Annotated in this window: 18 protein-coding genes and 2 pseudogenes; 12 read left to right on the top strand and 8 right to left on the bottom strand. The window is 45.7% G+C overall.

Features of this window, described 5'->3' with window-relative positions; genetic code table 11:
• Window positions 1-173: 173 nt before the first annotated feature.
• Window positions 174-1,427, bottom strand: a complete 1,254-nt coding sequence (locus tag HL061_RS01050) for an MFS transporter (protein WP_227673263.1) — start codon at window positions 1,425-1,427, stop codon at window positions 174-176.
• Window positions 1,428-1,557: 130 nt separating this feature from the next.
• Window positions 1,558-2,712, bottom strand: coding sequence for an acyl-CoA dehydrogenase family protein (locus tag HL061_RS01055; RefSeq protein ID WP_058025401.1), 1,155 nt, complete (start codon window positions 2,710-2,712; stop codon window positions 1,558-1,560).
• Window positions 2,713-3,096: 384 nt separating this feature from the next.
• On the opposite strand from HL061_RS01055, the gene HL061_RS01060 reads away from it, so the two are divergent.
• The 6 genes from HL061_RS01060 (at window position 3,097) to HL061_RS01085 (ending at window position 10,388) form a co-directional block, all read left to right on the top strand.
• The gene (locus HL061_RS01060; RefSeq protein ID WP_093069220.1) at window positions 3,097-3,873 is read left to right on the top strand and encodes an enoyl-CoA hydratase; all 777 of its coding nucleotides are present in this window, start codon (window positions 3,097-3,099) and stop codon (window positions 3,871-3,873) included.
• A 70-nt stretch (window positions 3,874-3,943) separates the two neighbouring features.
• Window positions 3,944-5,530: a 3-hydroxyacyl-CoA dehydrogenase gene (locus HL061_RS01065; protein WP_240364954.1), complete on the top strand. Its 1,587-nt coding sequence runs from the start codon at window positions 3,944-3,946 to the stop codon at window positions 5,528-5,530.
• A 66-nt stretch (window positions 5,531-5,596) separates the two neighbouring features.
• Window positions 5,597-6,799, top strand: a complete 1,203-nt coding sequence (locus HL061_RS01070; RefSeq protein ID WP_240364953.1) for a 3-oxoadipyl-CoA thiolase — start codon at window positions 5,597-5,599, stop codon at window positions 6,797-6,799.
• A 61-nt stretch (window positions 6,800-6,860) separates the two neighbouring features.
• Complete coding sequence (locus HL061_RS01075; protein ID WP_071001518.1) at window positions 6,861-8,549, top strand: fatty acid--CoA ligase; 1,689 nt, start codon at window positions 6,861-6,863, stop codon at window positions 8,547-8,549.
• Between the two features lie 165 nt (window positions 8,550-8,714).
• Window positions 8,715-9,194 carry a thioesterase family protein gene (locus HL061_RS01080; protein ID WP_071001519.1) on the top strand — a complete coding sequence of 160 codons (480 nt, stop codon included), beginning with the start codon at window positions 8,715-8,717 and terminating at the stop codon, window positions 9,192-9,194.
• A gap of 198 nt (window positions 9,195-9,392) precedes the next feature.
• Entirely contained in the window at window positions 9,393-10,388 is a 996-nt protein-coding gene (locus HL061_RS01085) for a hypothetical protein (RefSeq protein WP_227517170.1), read from the top strand.
• A gap of 145 nt (window positions 10,389-10,533) precedes the next feature.
• Here the strand turns inward: HL061_RS01085 and HL061_RS01090 are convergent, their stop codons facing one another.
• The gene (locus HL061_RS01090) at window positions 10,534-11,448 is read right to left on the bottom strand and encodes a LysR family transcriptional regulator (protein ID WP_212563563.1); all 915 of its coding nucleotides are present in this window, start codon (window positions 11,446-11,448) and stop codon (window positions 10,534-10,536) included.
• Between the two features lie 190 nt (window positions 11,449-11,638).
• Between HL061_RS01090 and HL061_RS01095 the strand changes: the two are divergent.
• A pseudogene (locus HL061_RS01095) lies at window positions 11,639-12,235 on the top strand (IS1595 family transposase).
• Window positions 12,236-13,048: 813 nt separating this feature from the next.
• Here HL061_RS01095 and HL061_RS01100 read toward each other — a convergent pair.
• Window positions 13,049-14,044, bottom strand: coding sequence for a phosphatase PAP2 family protein (locus HL061_RS01100; protein WP_252962420.1), 996 nt, complete (start codon window positions 14,042-14,044; stop codon window positions 13,049-13,051).
• Between the two features lie 386 nt (window positions 14,045-14,430).
• On the opposite strand from HL061_RS01100, the gene HL061_RS01105 reads away from it, so the two are divergent.
• The 5 genes and pseudogenes from HL061_RS01105 to HL061_RS01125 all read left to right on the top strand — a co-directional run bounded on the left by HL061_RS01105 (window position 14,431) and on the right by HL061_RS01125 (window position 19,062).
• Window positions 14,431-14,883 (top strand): DoxX family protein, encoded by a 453-nt coding sequence (locus HL061_RS01105; RefSeq protein WP_071001522.1) that lies wholly within the window; start codon window positions 14,431-14,433, stop codon window positions 14,881-14,883.
• 136 nt (window positions 14,884-15,019) lie between these two features.
• Window positions 15,020-15,844 carry a class III extradiol ring-cleavage dioxygenase gene (locus HL061_RS01110; RefSeq protein ID WP_071001523.1) on the top strand — a complete coding sequence of 275 codons (825 nt, stop codon included), beginning with the start codon at window positions 15,020-15,022 and terminating at the stop codon, window positions 15,842-15,844.
• A 323-nt stretch (window positions 15,845-16,167) separates the two neighbouring features.
• Complete coding sequence (locus HL061_RS01115; protein WP_071001524.1) at window positions 16,168-17,295, top strand: M14-type cytosolic carboxypeptidase; 1,128 nt, start codon at window positions 16,168-16,170, stop codon at window positions 17,293-17,295.
• 286 nt (window positions 17,296-17,581) lie between these two features.
• Entirely contained in the window at window positions 17,582-18,436 is an 855-nt protein-coding gene (locus HL061_RS01120) for an SDR family NAD(P)-dependent oxidoreductase (protein ID WP_156770949.1), read from the top strand.
• Between the two features lie 45 nt (window positions 18,437-18,481).
• Window positions 18,482-19,062, top strand: a pseudogene (locus HL061_RS01125) (IS1595 family transposase).
• A 478-nt stretch (window positions 19,063-19,540) separates the two neighbouring features.
• On the opposite strand, the gene HL061_RS01130 reads toward HL061_RS01125, so the two are convergent.
• From HL061_RS01130 to pqqC, 4 genes are read right to left on the bottom strand one after another with little or no spacing between them, the layout of a single operon-like run.
• On the bottom strand, window positions 19,541-20,602 hold the full coding sequence (locus HL061_RS01130; protein ID WP_252962421.1) for a dipeptidase: 1,062 nt from the start codon (window positions 20,600-20,602) through the stop codon (window positions 19,541-19,543).
• A complete protein-coding gene (pqqE, locus tag HL061_RS01135; RefSeq protein WP_071001526.1) occupies window positions 20,599-21,750 on the bottom strand; it encodes a pyrroloquinoline quinone biosynthesis protein PqqE in 1,152 nt (383 codons plus the stop codon). Before pqqE ends, HL061_RS01130 begins: the two co-directional genes overlap by 4 nt.
• Window positions 21,747-22,043, bottom strand: a complete 297-nt coding sequence (gene pqqD / locus HL061_RS01140) for a pyrroloquinoline quinone biosynthesis peptide chaperone PqqD (protein ID WP_071001527.1) — start codon at window positions 22,041-22,043, stop codon at window positions 21,747-21,749. Before pqqD ends, pqqE begins: the two co-directional genes overlap by 4 nt.
• Window positions 22,040-22,798 carry a pyrroloquinoline-quinone synthase PqqC gene (pqqC, locus tag HL061_RS01145; protein ID WP_071003603.1) on the bottom strand — a complete coding sequence of 253 codons (759 nt, stop codon included), beginning with the start codon at window positions 22,796-22,798 and terminating at the stop codon, window positions 22,040-22,042. Before pqqC ends, pqqD begins: the two co-directional genes overlap by 4 nt.
• Window positions 22,799-22,802 lie beyond the last annotated feature (4 nt).

Raw genomic sequence — 22,802 nt, forward strand, 5'->3', positions numbered from 1 at the left:
TTATTATAGGCTTTATCACTGACTCACAGTCACATGCCAAGGGCAGTTTATCTTGTTCATTATACTATATTACCGTACATTTATATTCTCAGCATAGCATGATGTGGGTAGATTGTTTCGCTATGCGGTATGAACGGTCGTAATATAGGGAGTCAACGCCATTATAAAAGATTTTATGAGGCCTCTTGTGGATCATACTGCTTTTCTTTGATAAACAAGGTTGGGATCAGACCACATAAGAAGTAAGCACCTGCCATCAGCAGCAGACCTGCACCGATGGAGTTATGCATGGCCATATAGCCAATAGCGACAGGGGCAATCACAGAGCCAAGTCGCCCGATATTAAAGGCACCGCCAATAGCTGTCCCTCGAATAGCTGTCGGGAAGCTCTCGGTCAGATAGGTAGCATTGATGGCATAAGGAATACCGTATAAAAAACCAAAGGTAATCATTAACCAGCCAATGTTTTCTGGAGTATGCATATAGACTAAGAAAGGAATGAATAGCGCGGTGCCCATGGTGCCAAAAGCAAAGACTATTTTTCGACCGATTTTATCCGCCATAAAACCTGCTATTACTTTAGCAAACATCATCGTTAGGTAAGTGCCCGCCATATATAGCGCCATTTCTTTAAACTTGATACCGAGCTCTGTCTCTAGATAAGACGGCAGCCAGTTACTCACACCAAAATAACCAAACAGTAAAAGCCCTGAACTCATCGACCACAATATAAACATGATGCGATGTTTGGGGTTTTCGAATATGGCTTTGTAGGGATTTTCCGCTTTTTGTAGTGTGTTTTTCTCGCCACTTAACTTGCGCGCACGAGCCTCTTTCCAAGATTGTGGTTCCGGTACTAAAAAATACATTGAGACTGAAAGGAGAATGGGTAAAAATGTTAAAAGGTATAGGGTACGCCAGCCATAGCTAGGGATGATCCATGCTGAAATGCTGGTAATGACCAAAGACCCGAGCGTAAACCCTGTCATGAGCGCGGCAAGTACCGTGGTTCGATGCTTCGTCGGCACCATCTCAGACATCAACGTGTTGGTGGCGATATATAAGCTGCCAAGCCCTAAGCAAGCAATAAATCGTAGTGCCACAAACTGCTCATAGCTCTGCACAAGCCCACTAAAACCAGATAGGATAGAAAACATCCCCGTCGCCAGAACGATCACGCGTACCCGTCCGAAGCGGTCACAGGCCCAGCCGCCAAAAACTCCGCCAATAGCCATGCCAAACAATGACCAGCTGCCCAGCGCGCCAGCTTGTACATTGGTCAATCCAAATTCTTGCTTGAGACTAGAGAGGGTAAAAGCAAGAATACCGATGTCAGCGCCATCACATAGCAATACCAAAAAACAAAAAACAAAGGCCAGCTTCCAAGGCTGTTTTTGGACCGCGCTTGCGCTTGGGTCTGACGTTATAGCGACACTTTTCACAATGTATATCCTTATCGTTGTGAGAATCAAAGTCTGAGTTATAAAGAGAAGGGAACGGCATCAGCATCCTAGCAAATACCGCCTTGTGTTTTGGTGAGCACGCCTGCGAGATAGATTACTCGCTGGCTTCTTTGATCATATTGCGGGCAATGATGACTTGCTGAATTTGGGTCGTACCTTCATACAGACGATAGAGACGCACATCACGATAAAAACGCTCAATACCATAATCTGCGATATAGCCTGCGCCGCCGTGGATCTGTACCGCTCGATCAGCCACGCGGCCACACATCTCGGTGGCAAACATTTTGGCACATGAGGATTCGGTTACGACATCTTTGCCTTCATCACGCAGGCGCGCCGCATCTAGTACCATGGATTTGGCAGCATAAATCTCTGCTTTTGAGTCAGCGAGCATGCCTTGAATGAGCTGAAAACTGGCAATAGGCTGCCCAAATTGCTTACGCTCGACGGCATAATGTAATGCATCATTTAGCATGCGAGTCGCAGCTCCAGTACTGGCTGCTGCAATGTGCAATCGTCCTTTATCTAAGACTTTCATCGCGGTTTTGAACCCAACACCCTCGACACCGCCGATGAGCGCATCGGCTGGCACGACACAGTTGTCAAAGATGACATCGCAGGTATGCGCGCCTTTTTGACCCATTTTTTTATCAATTTTGCCCAAGGTAATACCCGGCGTGTCACTCTCCACAATAAATGCCGAAATGCCGCCAGCGCGTTTGTTTTGTGGGTCAGTACGTGCCATGACAGTGAAGATGCCCGCTTGCGGGGCGTTGGTGATATAGCGCTTGGTACCGTTGATGATATAAGTATCACCATCTCTAACAGCAGTTGTCTTTAATGAGGCCGCATCTGAGCCTGAGTCAGGCTCGGTCAAGCAAAATGAACCAATGATCTCACCGCTGGCAAGGCGAGGCAGATATTTCTGCTTTTGCGCTTCCGTGCCATCAATCACAAGACCAGATGAGCCAATACCATTATTTGTCCCTATTAATGAGCGAAACGCGGGGGAGGTGCGTCCCAGCTCAAATGCCAAGGTCACTTCTTCTTCCATCGTGACACCCAGTCCGCCGTACTCTTCAGGAATAGTTAGCCCAAACAGCCCAAGCTCGCGCATCTGCTCGATGATCTCTTCTGGTAGGCGATCGTTTTCTGCCACCCAGTGCTCCAGAGGAACGAGTTGGTCATTAACGAAGTTGCGGATGGTATGAGTGATATGGTCGAGGGTTTCTTTATCTCTAATCATATGAGTCTTCCTTGTTGGATAAATGCCTGTTTGATTGATGACTGATAGTCATAATGGTTTTTAACCTGATAGTCATAACGGCTTTTTGACGATGTTAGTCATGTGACGTCCTTGGATGATTAGCATAATCGATGAATAAGTAAATTACAATAGTTTTGGTTTAAAAAACCGCATTGCGGTATTTTTATTATAAATATGATAATTATTCTCTATAATTTTTCTCATTTAACCAATTTTTGCCCTTCACAAACCAAAATAAACAGTATATATTGATATTAAATACCGCATAGCGATATTTTTATTTCAAAATAATCGTTTTAATATGTTTTTGTACTTTATTATGTATTTGTACTTTATATCGGAATGAGGTTTAAGGAGTGGATCATGGAAGAGCAACTCATTATTTGTGAAAAACCAAAAGAGGGCGTGAGTGTCATCACGCTCAATCGACCCAAAGTGCGCAATGCACTAAACAGTGAGCTACGCCAACAAATGGCAGATTTGTTCATTCAGTTAAATGATGATCCACACACCAAGGCGATCGTGCTGACGGGTGGTGATAAGGTGTTTGCCGCTGGTGCCGACATCAATGATTTTTTGACGACTGGCACAGCAGATATGTATTTGCGTCGTAGCGAGCGCTATTGGGATGCCATCACTCATTGCCGCAAGCCCATCATCGCGGCTGTCAATGGTTACGCACTTGGCGGTGGCTGTGAGCTGGCCATGCATGCTGACATCATCATCGCTGGCAAATCTGCCAAATTTGGGCAGCCCGAGATCAAAATAGGACTCATGCCAGGAGCAGGAGGCACGCAGCGTTTGTTTCGTGCCATTGGCAAACACAAAGCCATGAAGATGGTACTGACGGGCGATATGATCAGTGCTGATGAGGCGGACACAATGGGGCTGGTCTCTGAAGTCGTCGACGATGAGGCTGCCATTATGCGTGCCATCGAGATTGCCGAGCAGCTATCAAAGTACTCTCCTATTGCCTTAGCGCAAATCAAGGAGGTGGCAACGCTGGGTGCTGATATGCCTTTAGAAGGCGCGTTAGCACTGGAGCGTAAAGCCTTTCAAATTCTGTTTGATACGCATGACCAAAAAGAAGGCGCCAAAGCTTTTTTGGAAAAGCGCTCAGCCGACTATCAAGGCTATTAAGGGGCAGATGCCGCTTATCTCTTTTGTCCACGCCGACCAACTCTTATCGCAAACTATGTAGAGAAACATTATGACCGTGAATACACTTGCCATTGTTGGCACTGGTATTATGGGTATGGGTATTGCCCAAATTGCTGCCCAAGCTGGTATCCAAGTCCTTTTATATGACGCCAAAGCAGGCGCAGCTGAGCAAGGACGACACTCCTTGCAAGCCATGCTCGAAAAGCTCACCGCTAAAGGCAAATTCAGCGATGACGAGCTACAGGCTATGCTAAGCCGTTTAACCATCGTTCAAGAGTTAAGCCAAATCGCGACCGCTGAGATAGTGGTTGAAGCCATTATCGAAAATCTAGACATCAAAAAACAGCTTTTTGCCCAGTTAGAAAGTGTGGTTACCGCCGATACTATTTTGGCGACCAACACCTCCTCATTATCAGTCACGGCAATTGCTGCTGACTGTGAATATCCAGAGCGCGTGGCAGGGTTTCATTTCTTTAACCCCGTAGCACTGATGAAAATTGTAGAAATTATTCCGGGCCTTTCTACTCAGCAATCAGTTATTGACGCGCTCACTGATTTGGCCAAGCGGATGGGACATCTGGGCGTGGTCGCAAAAGACACACCGGGTTTCATCGTCAACCATGGTGGCAGAGCCTATGGCACCGAAGCGTTAAAAATACTGGGTGAAGGCGTCGCAAGTTTTGAGCAAATAGACCGCATTTTACGAGAGGGCGCCGGCTTTCGCATGGGGCCGTTTGAGCTGTTAGATCTGACGGGCATTGATGTGTCACACCCCGTGATGGAGTCAATTTACGACCAGTTTTATCATGAAGCGCGCTATCGCCCGCATCCATTAACTCGTCAAATGCTGGTAGGCAAAAAGCTCGGCCGTAAAGTTGGCGGCGGTTTTTATCAATACGAAAAAGGTCAAAAGATTTCTGTAGATAGCGCTCAGAATCAATCGTCTAAGGCGGCGGCGCTTATAGCTGATGCCACTATTAGCTCAGTTTGGATTGGCGCTGATTTGGCAGAAGATAAGACGCAGCTGGTCGATTACCTAAATGCTCATGACGTCACTATCGATGACAACGACACACCACACCCTGATAGTTTGGTGCTACTCGCCATCTATGGCGAAGATACGACCAATGCCGCGATTCGTTATCAGGTTGATCCCAAGCAAGCCGTTGCCATTGATATGCTCACCGAACTTACAAAGCATCGTACGTTGATGCCAAGCATCGTCACGCAAGAACGATTCGTGGCGCAAGCTTATGCATTATTTGGCAGTAGCACGGGTAATAAAGGCTCAGATAGTCGTGAAGCAGATGCGCAGGAGGCGGGTAGTGCCACGCTGATTGCCGAAAGTACAGGTTTTGTGGCACAGCGGGTGGTCGCCATGGTAATCAATCTCGGCTGTGATATCGCCATGCAAAAAATTGCCACGCCAGAGGATATCGATAATGCCGTCAAGCTTGGGCTGGGGTATCCGTATGGTCCGATCTCTTGGGGCGATCATCTTGGTGCCTCGCGTGTGCTGCTCATTTTAGAGCGTATTTACGCGCTCACAGGCGACCCACGCTATCGCCCAAGCCCTTGGTTACAGCGCCGCGCCAAGCTGGCTGTGTCATTGTTCACTCAGCAGGCCATTTATTAGCACAAACAACAAAATATCGTTATAAAACTATTTATTCAAAGTGAAAAAATACAACAAGGACACGTTATGTTAGATGCCTATATTTATGATGGATTAAGAAGCCCTTTTGGTCGCTATGTCGGTGCATTGGCAACGGTGCGTCCTGATGATCTGGTTGCCACCGTGATAAAAGCGCTGGTCGAAAAACATCAATTGCCGAGCGATGTGTTTGATGAAGTGCTGCTAGGCAGTGCCAACCAAGCGGGTGAGGATTCTCGCAATATCGCGCGCAATGCCGCTCTGTTAGCAGGATTGGATGTCACCACGCCGGGTCAGACCGTCAACCGCTTATGTGCGTCAGGTCTGTCTACCGTGGTCGATGCTGCGCACAGTATTACGTGTCATGAAGGGGATATTATTTTGGCGGGTGGGGTCGAGTCGATGACGCGTGCGCCTTTTGTCTTTGCCAAGACAGAAAAGCCGTTTAGCCGTGACTTTAAAGTATTTGATACGACCATCGGTAGCCGTTTTCCTAACCCAAAGATTATTGAGCAGTTCGGTAGCGATACCATGCCGCAGACGGGTGACAATGTTGCTCATAAATATGGCATCACGCGCGAGGAAGCCGATAAGTTTGCCGCCGCATCGCAATCCAAATATCAAGCTGCCAAGCAAGCAGGATTCTTTGACGATGAGATAACGCCTATCACCGTCCCACAAGGTAAAAAGTTGCCCGAAAAAGTCGTTACCGATGATGAGCATCCTCGTGCCAGCTCCGATATTGCAGCGCTACAAAAGCTTAAACCTTTAAATGAAAATGGCATAGTTACGGCAGGTAATGCCTCCGGTATCAATGACGGCGCAGCTGCGCTTATCATCGGCTCAAAACAAGCAGAAGAGAAGCTAGGTTTTAAGCCCATTGCCAAAATTTTGTCATCGGGTGCGATGGGTGTTGAACCCAATATCATGGGCGTGGGTCCTGTTGAGGCGATTAAGCTGGCATTAAAGCGTGCGGATTTAACGCTAGATGACATGTCTGTCATTGAGATTAATGAAGCCTTTGCCTCACAGGTACTGGGTTGTCTAAAAGGGTTGGATATTGATTTTGATGATAAGCGCGTCAATCCTAATGGCGGCGCCATCGCGGTCGGGCATCCGCTGGGCGCATCTGGTGCACGAATCGCTTTGAGTACCGCTCGAGAATTACAGCGTACGGGCGGTAAATATGCAGTGGTTAGCCTATGCATTGGCATCGGGCAAGGGCTTGCCATGGTGATAGAGCGCGTCTGATATTAAAAGCACGCGCCACATTACTGATTATCAAGAACAGTTTATTATCAAGGATGACACTATGACCACCATACTCAACGAACACGACAACTACCATCAGGCCGAAGAAGCGTATGGGTTTCCGTTAATTATTAAGCAGCTACTCAACCGTGCCAAAATCGCTTCCACCAACCAAACCATTAGCTATGCGGACAAAGTGACTTATACTTATGCTGAGTTTTTTAAGCGTATCAATCGCTTGGCCAATGTCTTAAAAAACATGGGTTTGCAGGCAGGTGATGTGGTCGCGGTCATGGATTGGGACAGTCATCGTTACCTTGAGGCATACTTTGCCGTGCCGATGTCGGGCATGATTTTACAAACGGTCAATGTGCGCTTATCTGAAGATAAAGTGCTGTACACCGTCAACCATGCTGCACCCAAAGCACTGCTGTTAAATGCTGAATTTGCGCCGATGATCAAAGATTATCGTGACGATGCACCGTCTATTGAGCATGTCATCTGGGCAGACGATGCAGAGGATGACAATGCAAGTAGTGAGAAAGCTGAGCTGCCTGACTATGTTGACGGTGAATATGAGGCGCTATTAGCAGCTGCTAGTGACGAGTTTGACTTCCCAGATTTTGATGAAAACACCATCGCGACCACCTTTTATACCAGTGGGACGACAGGCGATCCAAAAGGAGTTTTCTTTACCCATCGCCAGATCGTACTACAGACGATGGCAAGCACTTTGGCATCAGCGCTCAATGCCGAAGGTCAAGGCGCGCGCTACGACGATGTCTATATGCCAATGACGCCTTTATTCCATGTTCATGCGTGGTGCTGGCCATATGGCGCAACAATGATAGGGCTAAACCAAGTATATCCGGGGCGCTATCTAGCTCCAAAGCTTGTCGATTTGATTGAGCAGCATAAAGTCACGCTATCGCATGGCGTCCCCGCCATATTGCAGATGCTCCTCAAAGAAATGGCCGCGCGCGGTCGTAAGTTTGAGAATCTCAAACTACTGCTAGGGGGCTCAAAGCTCAATGAGGGCTTAGCTAAAGCCGCTATCGAGTGCGGTATTGAGTTTATGTCAGGGTTTGGGATGTCAGAGTCCTGCCCTGTGCTGTCTCGAGCGGTATTCGATGACAAAACCGAGTCAATGACCCTAGAGGACAATCTCAATTATCGCTGTCTGTCAGGCTCGCCCATCATGCTGGTATCGATGGAAATTTGGGACGAAAATGGTCAACCCCAACCGATGGATGGTGAGTCGACAGGCGAGCTTGTGATACGAGCGCCGTGGCTAACGCAAAGCTACTTTAAAAATCCCGATGCAGGCAATGCGTTATGGAAAGGCGGCTGGATGCATACGCAAGACATTGCCTGCATAAGCGCCGATGGTACGCTGAGCATCACCGATAGACTAAAAGACGTTATCAAGTCTGGTGGCGAATGGGTGTCCTCGCTTGAGGTTGAGACGATTCTATCCTTTCACCCAAGCGTTGCTGATATCGCGGTAATTGGTGTCCCAGATACGCGCTGGGGCGAGCGCCCTCTTGCATTGGTCGTGCTAAAACCAGACTATGCCGATACAACGTCGACAGATATTTTGGCACTGGGTCATCAAGCGGTTGAGAGAGGTCATTTGCCAAAATATGGCGTCCCAAGTGAAGTGAGGTTCTTATCCGAGATGCCAAAAACCAGCGTCGGTAAACTCGATAAAAAACGCATGCGCTCGATGTATTCAGAAAACCTCATCTAGCCAAATAGACCTGTCACCATCACAGCGAGTTTACTAACAGAAAAGACGTATATAAACCCTAGTATCTGCATAAATGCTAGGGATGGAGGAGGTGTGTGTCATGAGTACCCTGAGTCACACGCATCATCTATATAACAAAACCTACCTAATAAAAAGAGACAAGCTATGGAAGCGGTTCCTACATTTCCAGAAATACAAGAAGCTGTCACCAGTGATGACAGTCATCCATTACACGACTTTACGGTGATCTACCCTCAACAAGTGGAATGGGGTGATATGGATACCTTTGGTCATGTCAACAATGTGGTCTATTACGAATACTCTCAAAATGCTCGTATTTACTACAACAGGCGGCTTGGTTTATTTAATGAAAAAACGTTTTCGGTGATGGCGGCCTCGTCATGTCGATACCTTACTCCAGTTGCTTATCCTGATACGTTGTGGATCGGCGTCAAGGTCAAAAAAATCGGCAACTCAAGTCTGGTGCACGAATACACCTATTATAGTACCGCACTAAAAAAAGTCGTTGCAATCGGTGAGTCGGTTTTGGTCTATCTCGATAAATTGAGCGGACAAAAAAAGCCAATCGATGAGACGCAAAAAGAAGCCATTGCAGCATTAGAGAGTATCGACCAAGAAGCATAACACCCAATAGAACATCAATTCGTTACTGACTCTTTGATGAGACAGCAGGTAATAGGTAGGAGGCAATTTATAAAAAACGCATTCATGGTTATGAAGTAAAGAGCGCGTAATCGCCATTGGCATTGATAAGGATATCAACATATAACAGGGAAGAGAGGAATGATGCTTTATACAAAAAGGCTATCTATAGGATTGGCTATGGTAGCAACCTGCGCATCTGCGCAAGCGATCGATATTGTGACAACGGGCGATACAACATTGAGTATCGGGGGTTATATCAAAGCAGAAGGGGCATTTAATTCGCCTGATGAGGGAGATTCAGAATTTAAAGGAAACTTACGCCAGTCACGTATTAATATGAAGACGACCAAGTCTGTGGAGGATAAAAAGCTCACAGGTTTTATTGAAGGCGATTTTTATGGGGATTATGCCAAGGGCGGATCCAACCTGCGCTTGCGCCATGCTTATGTGCAAGTGGATGATCTGACAGTGGGTAAAACGTGGAACGGTCAATTTTTGGCCGTTGCACCCCTCTCCACCGAGCAGCTTGATTTTTGGGGAACAGGTATCGGCACAGCCTCCGGTGGCGGCTCATACATTCGTCCAGATTTGACGGTGCATTACACTTACAAGGGGCTGCGTTTTACCGCTCAAGACCCCGTGTATGACGATGCCAGCCTGCCTGACATGGTGGTCAGCTACAAAGATAAGATAGCCAATCTCGACTATAATGTCGCTGTCACGGCGCGTGAGGCTGAGAACGGAGAGGACTCGGATGTGGGCGTCGGCGTGTCTTTAGCAGGCAAGCTGGCTTTGGGAGAGCATTCGCTCCATGGTAGTGTGTTCAATGGTAAAGGCATGGGTGCTTATTCTGCCATATGTGTGGGCGGGCCGCTTATTATGAATGGCGGTGCCGATTGTGACGCTGAAGATGGCAAACTGATCTCTCAGACAGGTTATAGTGTTGGTTATAAGCATCAGTTCTCTCAAAAACTGCGTGGCAACTTGCGTTATGGTGAGGTCAATGTCGATGACGCGGCAAATACCTCTGCCAATGTCAAAAGCGCCAACCTTATCTATGAGTATCTGCCAGATTTAGACTTGGGGATTGAGTGGCGAGAGCAAAGTGCGACGACCTTTCCATGGATGCCAGCAGGTCAGCAAATTGAAATAATGGCCAAATACGAGTTTTGAGAGTGATGAATTGAGAGGGGTGCTATTTTTAATGATATTTATAATATAGCTCACGATAGACTTGTCATGCTACCAAGCGCATTAAACAACACCCTAGACATTTATCAATGCATGGGGTGTTTTGGTGAGGGTCGCTAATAGTTATCTACAAGTGTTGTATCGATTCATCCCAATAGGGCGGTGAACCGTAATACCCTTCGATAAAATCGATAAAACATCTGATTTTGTGCGGCAACAGCTTTCGATGGGCGTACACCGCATACAACCCCAATGTCTCGGGTTCATAATCAGGTAACACCATCATAAGCTTCCCTTTACTCAGTGCTTCGCTTGCAATAAACGTGGGCTGTAATGCTATTCCAGCGCCAGCCACTGCCGCATTGACAAGCAAATCTCCGTTATTACTGCTCAGCTCTGGGCTTAGCTGATTGGTCGCATCTAGCCACTGATAAATATCTTCTTTGCCGTATTTTTCCATATAACTGTAATGCAAATACCGATGGTTTTCTAGGTCTTCAGGTTTGCTGGGCACGCCATATTTCTCTAGATAGGCAGGGGAAGCACACAAGATGACGCGGACAGGCGCAACTTGCTTAGCAATCAGTGACGAGCTTTTGAGCTGACCGATGCGCAGCGCCACATCAAATCCTTCTTCAACGATATCTACTTTGCGGTCGTTGAGCTGCAAATCGACATTGACCGAAGGATAACGTGTCTGAAAATCCGTCACCAATTTTGCCATATGTTTGAGGGCAAAGGACACAGGCGCGCTTATTCTCAATGTGCCTTTTGGGTTCTGCTGAAACCCACCTAATTTGGACTCCATATCATCGATACTGAGTAACACTTGCTGTGCATGCTCGAAATAGTGAGTACCTGCCTCCGTCAGACTGACTTTACGGGTCGTGCGGTTCAGTAAGCGTATATCCAGTCGCTCTTCTAGCTTTGACACATATTTGCTCACCAACTGCGGCGACAGTTGCATGGCTGTAGCGGCATTGCTAAAACTGCCCTCAATCACCACTGATACAAACGCCCGCATCGCATCAATTCTATCCATTATTCAGGTTTTCCTTCCAGCGGTTATCAATATTCTCTCGTCAGTCATCTTACGCTGTTGCTTCACCGATAGTAAAGTCGTGCGTTCTATTGACCTTGGATAGCAGCGTTGATTTTTCATCTAAAATGTTTCTATTTAATATAAATGATAATGGGGCTGTAGTAGATAAGCACTATGCTAGACTACTTTTATGAAGATAACCCGTTGTAAACTAAGTAAAAAAGTACAGCGAAGGCTGTTAGGGTTTTTCACAGCTGAAGTGACTGCTAGAACAGCCGCAGATTTGCTTGATATTCAGCCTAATACTGCTTCACTTTTTTATCATAAAATAAGACTTGTGATAGATGACCATCTCTCATTAGAAGCTGATGAGCTTTTTGATGGTGAGGTCGAATTAGATGAAAGTTACTTTGGCGGTGTACACAAAGGTAAAAGAGGTCGCGGGGTCGTAGCAGACACCAAGCAGACCACGCTAATGCCTGCCATTAAGCGTAACATCAAGCCTGACAGCTTTGTTTATACGGATAGCTATCGAAGTTACAATGCACTGGATGTGAGCGAGTTTAAACATTTCAGAGTCAATCACTCTATAGAGTTTATTTGCGGTAAAAACAATCACATCAATGGCATTGAGAACTTTTGGAATCAGTCTAAATGAACACTCAGAAAGTATAATGGAATCGATAAGAAGCACTTCCATTTATTTTTAAAAGAGTGTGAGTTTAGATTCAACTATGGTTCACCATCTAATCAGCTGAAAACCTTGAGAAAATGGTGTGATATTTAATCCTTGAAGAAATTCAATCTGCAATCGTCTTTGCTTATACTGCTTTAGAAGCACTTGCTAATCTTAGTATTCCTCATGGGCACATTTACCAAGCTAAGAAAAACTCAAAAGGTATTATAGAGTCATACGATAAAGTAGCCATTAAGCGGTGGCTTAGTTTAAAAACTAAGATTAAATACATTCTTCCTGAGTTGTACGAAACTAAGGCTGTAGAAAAGCAAAAATGGTGGGGACATTTTGTTACTCTTGAAGAGTACAGAAATGAGATAATCCACCAGAAATCTATCGATGCAACTGAGTTTTATAAAGCATATTTCAAAGACTCTATTTTTAATATTATCAACTGCATATAGTCGAACCACTATTAAAGTGTTACAGCGTTAGACTCGTTTAGCCTACTACTGTAGTACCTGCACTCGTCTGCCTTGTACCACTTTTAATATTGATTGACTATAGAGCCCGTAATATCATTTTTCTACGTAGCTCATCAGGCTAATGGTAAAACTAATGAAGTGTGGCCTTGGTTAAAAGACCATATTGATATTCCATCGGTAGAGTTTCAGCAAAATCAATTTGAAGTTACTGGGAGTGTTCATCAAGGCTTCAACTAATCGTTATAATAAGCCATTAAAATATACAAAAAATGGCTGTTTTTTTAACTTTTTATTTCAGGAGCTATTTGATTTTCTTAATGATCCGTGGGTATAACTCTGATCATTGCCTAACTTATTTCATGATGACATCAAAGAGTACATTTAGCCAGTTATAAGCGCTGAGCGTTTTATACCTTCCAAGCCAATTTAGTTTCCACCACTACCCAAGCAGTGGAAACTGATACATATCGGCATAAATCAGTGTGGCGACAAACACCATGATGACGCCCAGCCATACCAGTGAGATTTGTCCTTTTGACCATGACATGCGCCAATTAATCTTGCCCTTTGCGGTCAGCCACTCCGTCACACTGATCGCAATGATCAGCCACAGTGACCCTACCAAAAACCCGCCCAGCACATCACTCAGATAGTGCTCGTTTAACACAATTCTACTCAGTCCAATCAGCACACACAGCAAAACAGCCAGTGAGAGCAGCCGGACTTGACGAACAAAGCGACTGCTAAAACGAATCGCCATATAACCCAAAAACCCATAGAGCGCGATGCTGACTGTCGCATGACCACTTGGGAATGAGTAGGTATGTTCATGCAACAAAATATCGACAGGGCGTGCGCGTTGAAACACCATTTTGTTCACAAAGGTAAAGGCTGTGCTGCCGATGGTCGAGACCAGTAGCCCTATAATGATATAAGGCTGGCGCGCCACCATACACAAAATGGCAGTCAGTACGATAATCAGACAAGTGACGGGCGTAGAGCCCAAACTGGTGATCAACACAAAGATATCTATGATCCCAGACTCGCGCAGTACGCTCATATGCTGCGATACAAACAAATCAGTGGTCACGATAGAGTCGGCTTCCACCACATCCTCAACCAAGCCTGCAAACACTGCCAAAATATATACATTGAGCAGCGTTAAAACCGTGAGTATCAGACCAGAAAAATGACCGCGGGCAAAGCGCTTGGTGATAAAGCCAAACAATACAGGGTATTTGTCCTGTAAACGTGTGATCAAGGGTAGGCGGGCGATATGTCCACGCAGCCACAGCTCACCGCGTGAGATCAGACTGAGCGCGGGCTTGCCATAATGAATCAATACATATTGTAGCACCCACAAGAAAACAACGATGCACAATAGCGCCATCGCCAAACTGAATAACTGCTGGTTTTCTTGTATAAATGCGATCATGAACAGAGAAGCCTTTGTGTCGTGCGTCATAAAAATGGGACAGATGGAGGTGGCTTGGCAACGCGCCAAATAATAAATGCCGAATATCAAATACCAGATACTAAATCAGAAGCGGCTGCTACTGTAGCAGACCTATTGATGATTGCTGTCTGCTTTTGTTTACGGTGTGTCAATGCAGAAAAACCCCATTGATGAGATGACTGACCAGACTCTTTTCTTCAGACCCTTACTATGTTTGATAGTCTTGGTGTCCAACCAATTAACAACACTACGTTGATAATTATTCAATATAACTTGGCTTACTCTTCCATAACGATGATAGTAAAGTATGTTTATACCAATATCTAAACACTTTATCTTACTATTACGTTATGGAGTACTCATCAATGCAATCCTCATTATTCAATAGAGTTTTAACATCGAAAGCTGGCACAGCTGCCTTAATCCTTCGTGTACCTGTGGGCCTAATTTTGATGGCACATGGCGCGCAAAAGCTATTTGGCTGGTTTGGCGGCAATGGGCTGGCAGGTACGGCAGGCTGGTTGAGCAGTATGGGTATGGAGCCCGGCTACCTGATGGCTATCTTAGCAGGCGGTGCTGAGTTTTTTGGTGGTCTTGCGTTAGTATTAGGATTATTAACGAGACCTGCAGCATTGATCGCCGCTTTTACGATGTTAGTTGCTATTTTTTCTGTCCATATCGGTAGTGGCTTATTCATTGCCAATGGCGGCTACGAATATGCATTGACCTTGATGGTGGCGCTGCTGGCACTGGTGGTACAAGGTGGCGGTGCGATAAGTATGGATAAGGTATTATCAAAAAATCTAGGGCGAGCTTAAGCGGATTGTGTAATAGTTACCTTTAATGGCTATCAGTAACACTAAAAAAGTGTCACCTTCAAGATCGTCATGACTCACGTTAACCGCTTTATATCAACCAATAAAACCATCTTATAAAAGTGACAAGGAGAAAGTGATGAGCATATACACATCTAACGAGGCAGTAAGCCTGCCTGTATTCTTTATACCGCATGGCGCAGGACCTTGTTTTTTTATGGATTGGCAACCTGCGGATACATGGGACGGTATGGCAAGTTTTTTAGCGAGCATTACCACTCGATTACCTGAGCGACCAAAAGCTATCTTGATCATTAGCGGCCATTGGCAGACGCCTGAATTTCGTATCACCTCTGGCGCAAAACCTGATCTGATTTACGATTATTATGGCTTTCCTGAGCATACTTATGATTTGGCTTACCCGGCATCAGGTGCGCCCGCGTTGTCTGAGCGAGTCAGTAATCTGCTGACAGCGGCAGGCATTCCAAATGAGCAAGATGCGGCGCGTGGATTTGATCACGGCGTCTTTATACCGTTAAAGGTAATGTTCCCTGAGGCAGATATTCCCGTGGTACAGATGTCACTACGTAATGATCTCGACCCAGAAGCGCATCTGGCAGCAGGTCAAGCCCTGCAATCATTACGCCAAGAAGGGGTGTTGATCATCGGTAGCGGTATGAGTTTTCATAATATGCGCGGCTATGGTGATGCAAACTTCACCGCACCGTCTGAAGTTTTTGACGACTGGCTGACCGATACTGTCGCAGCGGATTGGGAGACGCGATGGTCAGCACTGGCTAACTGGTCAAAAGCCCCTTATGCAACAGCCTCACATCCATTAGGCGCAGAGGAGCATTTGCTACCGCTGATGGTGGCAGCAGGTGCAGCAGGCAATGATAAAGGGGATAAAATTTACTCTGAGCAAGTGCTAAAAACGCAGCTATCTGCTTTTCAGTTTGGATAAAGTCCAAGTAGAGAGCGCCATTCAGCTGATCACTTGAAAAAGAGGGCGTGATGACCAATAAAATAATACGCTACTGTATAGTGAAACCATTATAAAAATGGTATAGCAAGATTAAACGCTATTTTTCGCAGCCTCTGGAGACGCAGTCACAGCAAGCAAGAAAAGTAGCGTTTAATCGAGCGCGTTTCCTATGCTGTATCAATTTTATTGAGGTTCTACTGTATTAGATTGGCCCATATCTAGCATAAAACAGACTATCATATGTCTTTATGCCTCAATTGAGCTTATCAAATCCACTCATCACAACCCATCAAGGAGCGATCATGCGTATCACTGCCAATTTTGACGCAGGTAATATTGACGTACTTAATATAGAAGATAAAAATAATATTCAGCTCGCCATTCGTCCAGACGTTGGCGAAGAATTTTTTCAATGGTTTAACTTCCGTCTCTCTGGCGAGGTTGGAGGGAAGTACGTTCTCAATATTATGAATGCAGGTGAGGCTTCCTATCTCGAAGGGTGGGAGAATTATCAAGCAGTCGCTTCCTACGATCGTCAGCATTGGTTTCGTTTGCCTACTTCTTACCAAGATGGCAAATTAACCATCGTGGCAGAGCTGGCGTGCGAGACCATTCAAATTGCTTATTTTGCCCCTTATAGCTATGAGCGTCATCAAGATTTATTAGCCGCTGTACAGACACATCCGCTAGTGACGCTAGAGCATTTGGGTGACACGCTGGATAAGCGTGATTTGACTTTGGTCAAAATTGGTGATGGCGATACTAATAAACGCAATATTTGGATCACTGCGCGTCAGCATCCGGGTGAAACGATGGCGGAATGGCTGGTCGAAGGTTTGCTCTATAGCTTGTTAGACAGCGACAATGCCAATAGCAGGCTGTTATTAGATAAAGCCAATTTCTATATTGTGCCCAATATGAATCCTGATGGCAGTGTACGCGGGCATCTACGTACGAACGCCGCAGGTACGAATCTAAACCGTGAGTGGGCAAGTCCAAGCTTGGACAAAAGCCCTGAAGTGTTTTATGTGATTAAGAAGATGGAAGAGACGGGCGTTGATCTGTTTTATGATGTGCATGGCGATGAAGCATTGCCGTATGCATTCCTTGCGGGCTCTCAAGGCACGCCGAGTTATAATGAGCGCCTCGCACATCTACGTGATCGGTTTTCAGACGCATTGAAATTAGCCAATGCCGATTTTCAGACCGAGGTCGGCTATGAGATTGATGCGCCAGGTGAGGCGAACATGACGCTTGCAACCCATTGGGTCGCTGAGCGTTTTGATTGTCTTGCCAATACGTTAGAGATGCCATTTAAAGACAACGATAATCTACCTGATACAGAGATGGGCTGGTCACCAGAGCGTTCTATTCAGTTAGGGGAAGCATCGCTTATCGCTATGCTAGCCGTCGTTGACGATTTACGTTAATTGACGCTAACTGAAGATTTAGATAGACAGTCGTTGTTCAAACGCTAGTAAGTACTCACTTACTAGCGTTTTTTATTTATCAGATATTTATGTGTATAGTTATGATTTTCCTATAGTAAACAATTATATAAAGCGTTCGCCACTTTTAAAATAATACTGAAAAATGATCAATAGTGGCTGTATGAAGTACAACACTTTCATAACAATGGATACCATGACGGCGGATAAAATGTAGCGTGTACCTAATAATATAACCATAAGTTAAATAATCAGGATGGTTGCAATCATGAGTAAAACTAAAACAATTTTAATTACCGGTAGCACAGATGGCATTGGTAAGTTGGCTGCTTTAAAGCTAGCAGAGGCTGGGCATCAAGTGTACCTGCATGGCCGCGATGCTGACAAACTTGCCAGCGTCATTGCAGAAGTTCAAGCAGTGGCAACAGGCGACGCGGTAGATCATATTGATGGATTTGTCGCTGATTTCTCTGACTTAACGGCTGTACTCAAGATGGCCACAGACGTCAATAAAAAGCTACCAAAGCTGGATGTATTGATAAACAACGCAGGGATTTATACCACGGCATCAGCGATGACTAAAGATGGTTTGGACGTACGCTTTGTGGTCAATTACCTAGCGCCTTATGAGCTGACCAATGCTTTATTACCTTTACTCAAGCAATCTAGTAAAGCGCGTATTGTGAATCTGAGCTCGGCTGCTCAAGCACCAATATCATATAAGGCATTTGTAGGACAAGAGCGTCTCGATGACAAAGCTGCCTATGCGCAAAGTAAGCTGGCGCTCACGATGTGGAGTATGGATTTGGCAGACAGAGTCGCTAGCGATGGTATCAATGTGATCGCTGTTAACCCAGGCTCACTGCTGAACACCAAGATGGTTGATGAAGCCTACGGTCATCACTGGTCATCAGCAGATAAAGGCGCAAATATCTTAACGGCATTGGCGGTCTCGGACGAGTTCGCGGACGACACGGGTAAATACTTTGACAACGATATCAAAGATGGTACACATGGCGATGCTAGGGGCGAATTTGGTCAACCGCATGCCGATGCGTTAGACAAAGAAGCCATTGCAGAGCTAGAAAGCCAAACACAGCAGGTGTTACAGTCGTTATATTAAAAATAGGGGCTGTCCTAGATAAGTAAAATTATTTAGGATAGTACTATGAGAAAGAGTAAACTAAGTTGGTATAAACAAAACAGACTCATCGAGCTATTTGTTGCCGGTTCTACCGCGAGAACAGCAGCAAGCCTAATTGGTGTTAATAAAACCACAGCCAGTTATTACTTTCATAGGCTACGAGTGCTTATTTACGAGAATAGTCAAGACCCTGGTCTATTTGAAGGCGAAATCGAAGTAGATGAATCATACTTTGGTGGCACTCGTAAAGGCAAGCGAGGGCGAGGTGCTGGTAGCAAAGTGCCCGTGTTTGGCCTATTAAAGCGTAAGTGAAGCCTGATAGCATTGTTTATACTGACTCATTTAAAAGCTATAACGCATTAGATGTCAGTGAGTTTACTCATTATCTCATCAACCACTCCAAAACCTTTGTTAATGACAAGAATCATATTAATGGTATAGAGAACTTCTGGAACCAAGCTAAACGGCATCTACGCAAGTTTAACGGGGTTCCAAAAGAGCATTTTCACCTCTATTTAAAGGAATGTGAGTGGCGTTTTAATCACAGTGACCCAAAGTCGCAATTACTACAATTAAAACAATGGATTAAACAGGGTTTGAACTAGTTATCTAGGACAGCCCCTTACATTTTATTTAGTACAGGCGAAGGTGAAGGGGGATATCTGTACAATATAGAAGATGACAGTGTATGGGATTTTCAGATGGGACAGCTACAGCAACTAGCGGACGGTACATTACCGCATTGGGATAGCTTCTATGAGTTTATGGAGTGGTACTTGACCGATGAAAATGAGGCTTAACGCTCGATGATTTTTATCATAGAGCCTAAGGTAATCAGTTAGGCTTTATATTTTTAATAGTAAATAGTATGAAAAAGCACCTTGGGAGTCAGGAAAAATTCATACCCGTTATAGTCAACCAATATTAAAAGTGGTACAAGGCAGACGAGTGCAAGTACTACAGTAGTAGGCTAAACGAGTCTAACGCTGTAACACTTTAATAGTGGTTCGACTATATCCAACTCTTAGAGCAATACGCATCGATATAGATATTTTATTTCGTGGTATCCAAAGATATAAACCATCACTCCCATATCTCATCCAACACCCTAAACCAATTCTTTGACGTGATCTTTTCAATAAGCGCATCAGAGAAGTGACGTTGTTGCATCCGCTCAATCAGCTTAGAGATTTGACTGATATCAGACAATTCATCAGGTAATAGACAACCATCGAAATCAGAGCCAAAGCCAACGTGATCTTCGCCCAAATGGTCAATCAGATAAGCAAGATGATCGACGATCACATCAAGTGAGGTATGCGTATCTCGCTGCCCATCCGCACGTAGAAACGCCACGTCGAAGTTCACCCCAACCAGACCACCATTTTGTTTAATGGCAGCCAGTTGTCGATCAGTCAGGTTTCTTGCTTGCGCGCATAAGGCGTGCGCATTGGAATGCGTTGCGACAATCGGCTGATCGGCAATCTCTAACGTATCCCAAAACGCCCGCTCATTCATATGCGACACATCAATCAGCATATGCTTATCACGGCACGCTAAAATAAGGTCTTTACCTGCCTCGGTGAGTCCAGAGCCTGTGTCTGGCGAATGCGGAAAAGACGCATTTAAGCCATCACCGAACAGGCTTTTTCTATTCCACAGTGGGCCAATGCTTCTGAGTCCTGCCTCATAAAACACATCCAGCAAGTCAGGCTCAATAGCTAAAAACTCAGCGCCTTCAAGATGCAAAACGATGGCCAGTTGCTGGTTCTGCTGACAGGCTTTTATTTGTGCAACAGACGTACAGATCTGAATCTGACCGTCTGATCGCGCCTGCAATTGCTGGGCAAGTTCTAGTTGCGCACAGCAAATATCAACGATTTCTTGCGCGGTGAAGTCTGAGTTTGACGGGTTGGATAACTTATCAGGATGGTTGTTTTTTACATAAGCGTAGGGCGGTAAGAAAATAGAAAACAAGCCGCCCATCCATCTTGCTCGTCGGCAACGCTTTAAATCTAAATGTCCCGGTAGTGTGCCATAAATAAAATCATGCACAGGGTCAGCCGCTGAGCTGAGCCAAAGGCGGGTTAATAAATCATTGTGTCCATCAAAGACTATAGGCTGGGTCATGGTCGCTTTATTCATTCTGTCACCGTCTGCGTTGGGATGCGCGCCTCTTTGCTGAGTAGCTTAGAGTTTTTGGGGTTCCTAAAGCGTAAGTCTTCAAAGGCGACGGGCGTTTCACTATTGATGCGCGCCTCTTCAATTAAATAATGATAAGGTGATTTGCCGCACACAGGATCGGCGTTTTTGGCATCGCCCGTCAGCATAAACGCTTGGCAACGGCAGCCGCCATAATCGCGTTCTTTATCGGGGCAGCTTTGGCACATGTCAGGCATCCATTCATCACCGCGATACTGATTAAAGCTCGCCGAGTCATACCAGATGTCTTTTAGCGGTGTTTGCTTGACGTTCGGAAATGCTATCGGCAGCTGTCTTGCCGCATGACAGGGAAGCGCGGTGCCATCGGGCGCGACGGTCAAGAAAATCTTGCCCCAACCATCCATACACGCTTTTGGGCGCTCTTCGTAATAATCAGGGACGACAAAAATCAATTTGCACTTAATGCCCAGCTCGGCGATTTTTTTGCGGTACTCGTTGGTGATACGCTCGGCGCGCACGACTTGTTCTTTGGTCGGTAGTAGGCCTTCGATGTTTTCAAACGCCCAACCATAAAACTGGCAGATAGCCAATTCAACCGTATCCGCTTCCAGCTCTAAACACAGATCAATAATCTGGTCAATCTGATCGATATTTTGCCGATGAATCACAAAGTTAAGTACCATCGGATAGTCGTATTGTTTGACCAGACGTGACATCTCATACTTTTGCTCAAAAGCATGTTTTGAACCTGCCAAGGCATTGTTCACCGATGGATCACTGGCTTGGAAGCTGATCTGAATGTGCTGTAGGCCTGCTTCTTTTAGACTGGCAATGCGTGCTTCAGTCAGTCCCATACCTGAAGTAATGAGATTGGTATAAAAACCTTGCTTATGCGCATAAGCGACCAGCTCTTCTAGGTCTTGACGCACCAGTGGTTCACCGCCAGAAAACCCCAGCTGCACCGCGCCCATTTGCCGCGCTTGATCAAACACATCAAACCACTCCTGTGTCGTCAGCTCGTCTTTATACTGAGCATAATCAATGGGGTTTGAGCAATACGGGCATTGTAAGGGGCAGCGATAGGTCAACTCAGCGAGTAACCATAGCGGCAGTCCGACGGGTGCAGTCATACTAAATCAATCCAATGTTCACGCTGGGCGACCAGCATATATTCGATAATGTCTTGCTCGATTTCAGGCACGTCGCCAAACATGGCTTGCACCTTTTGGATAATATCAGCAACCGATGCGGTGCCATCGATATGTTGTCCAATGATACTGGCGCTGTCATTGAGTTTTATCATCCCCTCGGGGTAGAGCAGGACATACGCGTCTTGCGCTGGCTCAAACTGAAAGCGATAGCCATGACGCCATGTGGGAACCAGAGATTGATCCAGCTTAGGTAAACTAGTAGGGATACTCATTTGAACAATCCTTTATGCCAGACATTATCTGTGGTGACGCTTTGATAAGGCGCTTGGTCATGGACATAAGCGAGGCTCAAGGCATCCAATATCGTCCACAAAATATCGAGTTTAAATTGTAATATCTCAAGCATGCGTTCTTGCTGCTCTGCCGTTTTGAATGAGTCGAGGGTAATGGTCAGGCCATGCTCAACATCACGGCGCGCTTGGCTGAGGCGCGAGCGAAAATAGGTATAGCCTTCTTCTTTGATCCAAGGATAGTGCTTGGGCCAAGACTCTAAGCGTGATTGGTGAATCTGCGGGGCAAACAGCTCGGTCAATGAGCTACTAGCGGCCTCACGCCATGAGGTACGGCGTGCAAAGTTCACATAAGCATCAACAGCAAAACGCACACCGGGTAATACCAATTCTTCCGAAATCACCTGCTCACGCGTCAGACCGACCGCTTCTGCCAGACCGAGCCACGCCTCACGTCCTCCACCATCAGGATACACGCCGTCTTGGTCAATCATGCGCTGAATCCACTCTTGCCGCACGCGCTGATCGGGACAGTTCGCCATAATCGCCGCATCTTTTAGCGGGATATTGATTTGGTAATAAAACCGATTGGCGACCCACGCTTGGATTTGCTGCTGCGTGGCGCGCCCTTCGTGCATCATGATATGAAAAGGATGGTGGATATGATAATACTGACCTTTTGCCATAATCGCTTGTTCAAACGCTTCTGGACTTAAGGCGATATTGTCTTCTGTTATTGTT

It is taken from the genome of Psychrobacter sp. PSP (genome assembly GCF_024085615.1).
Classification (GTDB): Bacteria; Pseudomonadota; Gammaproteobacteria; order Pseudomonadales; family Moraxellaceae; genus Psychrobacter; species Psychrobacter pacificensis.

Excerpts from the sequence above, each read along its gene's own strand:
- HL061_RS01055 (WP_058025401.1), bottom strand. The coding sequence starts at position 2,712 with ATGATTAGAGATAAAGAAACCCTCGACCATATCACTCATACCATCCGC.
- HL061_RS01060 (WP_093069220.1), top strand. The coding sequence starts at position 3,097 with ATGGAAGAGCAACTCATTATTTGTGAAAAACCAAAAGAGGGCGTGAGT.
- HL061_RS01065 (WP_240364954.1), top strand. The coding sequence starts at position 3,944 with ATGACCGTGAATACACTTGCCATTGTTGGCACTGGTATTATGGGTATG.
- HL061_RS01070 (WP_240364953.1), top strand. The coding sequence starts at position 5,597 with ATGTTAGATGCCTATATTTATGATGGATTAAGAAGCCCTTTTGGTCGC.
- HL061_RS01075 (WP_071001518.1), top strand. The coding sequence starts at position 6,861 with ATGACCACCATACTCAACGAACACGACAACTACCATCAGGCCGAAGAA.
- HL061_RS01080 (WP_071001519.1), top strand. The coding sequence starts at position 8,715 with ATGGAAGCGGTTCCTACATTTCCAGAAATACAAGAAGCTGTCACCAGT.
- HL061_RS01085 (WP_227517170.1), top strand. The coding sequence starts at position 9,393 with ATGGTAGCAACCTGCGCATCTGCGCAAGCGATCGATATTGTGACAACG.
- HL061_RS01090 (WP_212563563.1), bottom strand. The coding sequence starts at position 11,448 with ATGGATAGAATTGATGCGATGCGGGCGTTTGTATCAGTGGTGATTGAG.
- HL061_RS01100 (WP_252962420.1), bottom strand. The coding sequence starts at position 14,044 with ATGATCGCATTTATACAAGAAAACCAGCAGTTATTCAGTTTGGCGATG.
- HL061_RS01105 (WP_071001522.1), top strand. The coding sequence starts at position 14,431 with ATGCAATCCTCATTATTCAATAGAGTTTTAACATCGAAAGCTGGCACA.
- HL061_RS01110 (WP_071001523.1), top strand. The coding sequence starts at position 15,020 with ATGAGCATATACACATCTAACGAGGCAGTAAGCCTGCCTGTATTCTTT.
- HL061_RS01115 (WP_071001524.1), top strand. The coding sequence starts at position 16,168 with ATGCGTATCACTGCCAATTTTGACGCAGGTAATATTGACGTACTTAAT.
- HL061_RS01120 (WP_156770949.1), top strand. The coding sequence starts at position 17,582 with ATGAGTAAAACTAAAACAATTTTAATTACCGGTAGCACAGATGGCATT.
- HL061_RS01130 (WP_252962421.1), bottom strand. The coding sequence starts at position 20,602 with ATGAATAAAGCGACCATGACCCAGCCTATAGTCTTTGATGGACACAAT.
- pqqE (WP_071001526.1), bottom strand. The coding sequence starts at position 21,750 with ATGACTGCACCCGTCGGACTGCCGCTATGGTTACTCGCTGAGTTGACC.
- pqqD (WP_071001527.1), bottom strand. The coding sequence starts at position 22,043 with ATGAGTATCCCTACTAGTTTACCTAAGCTGGATCAATCTCTGGTTCCC.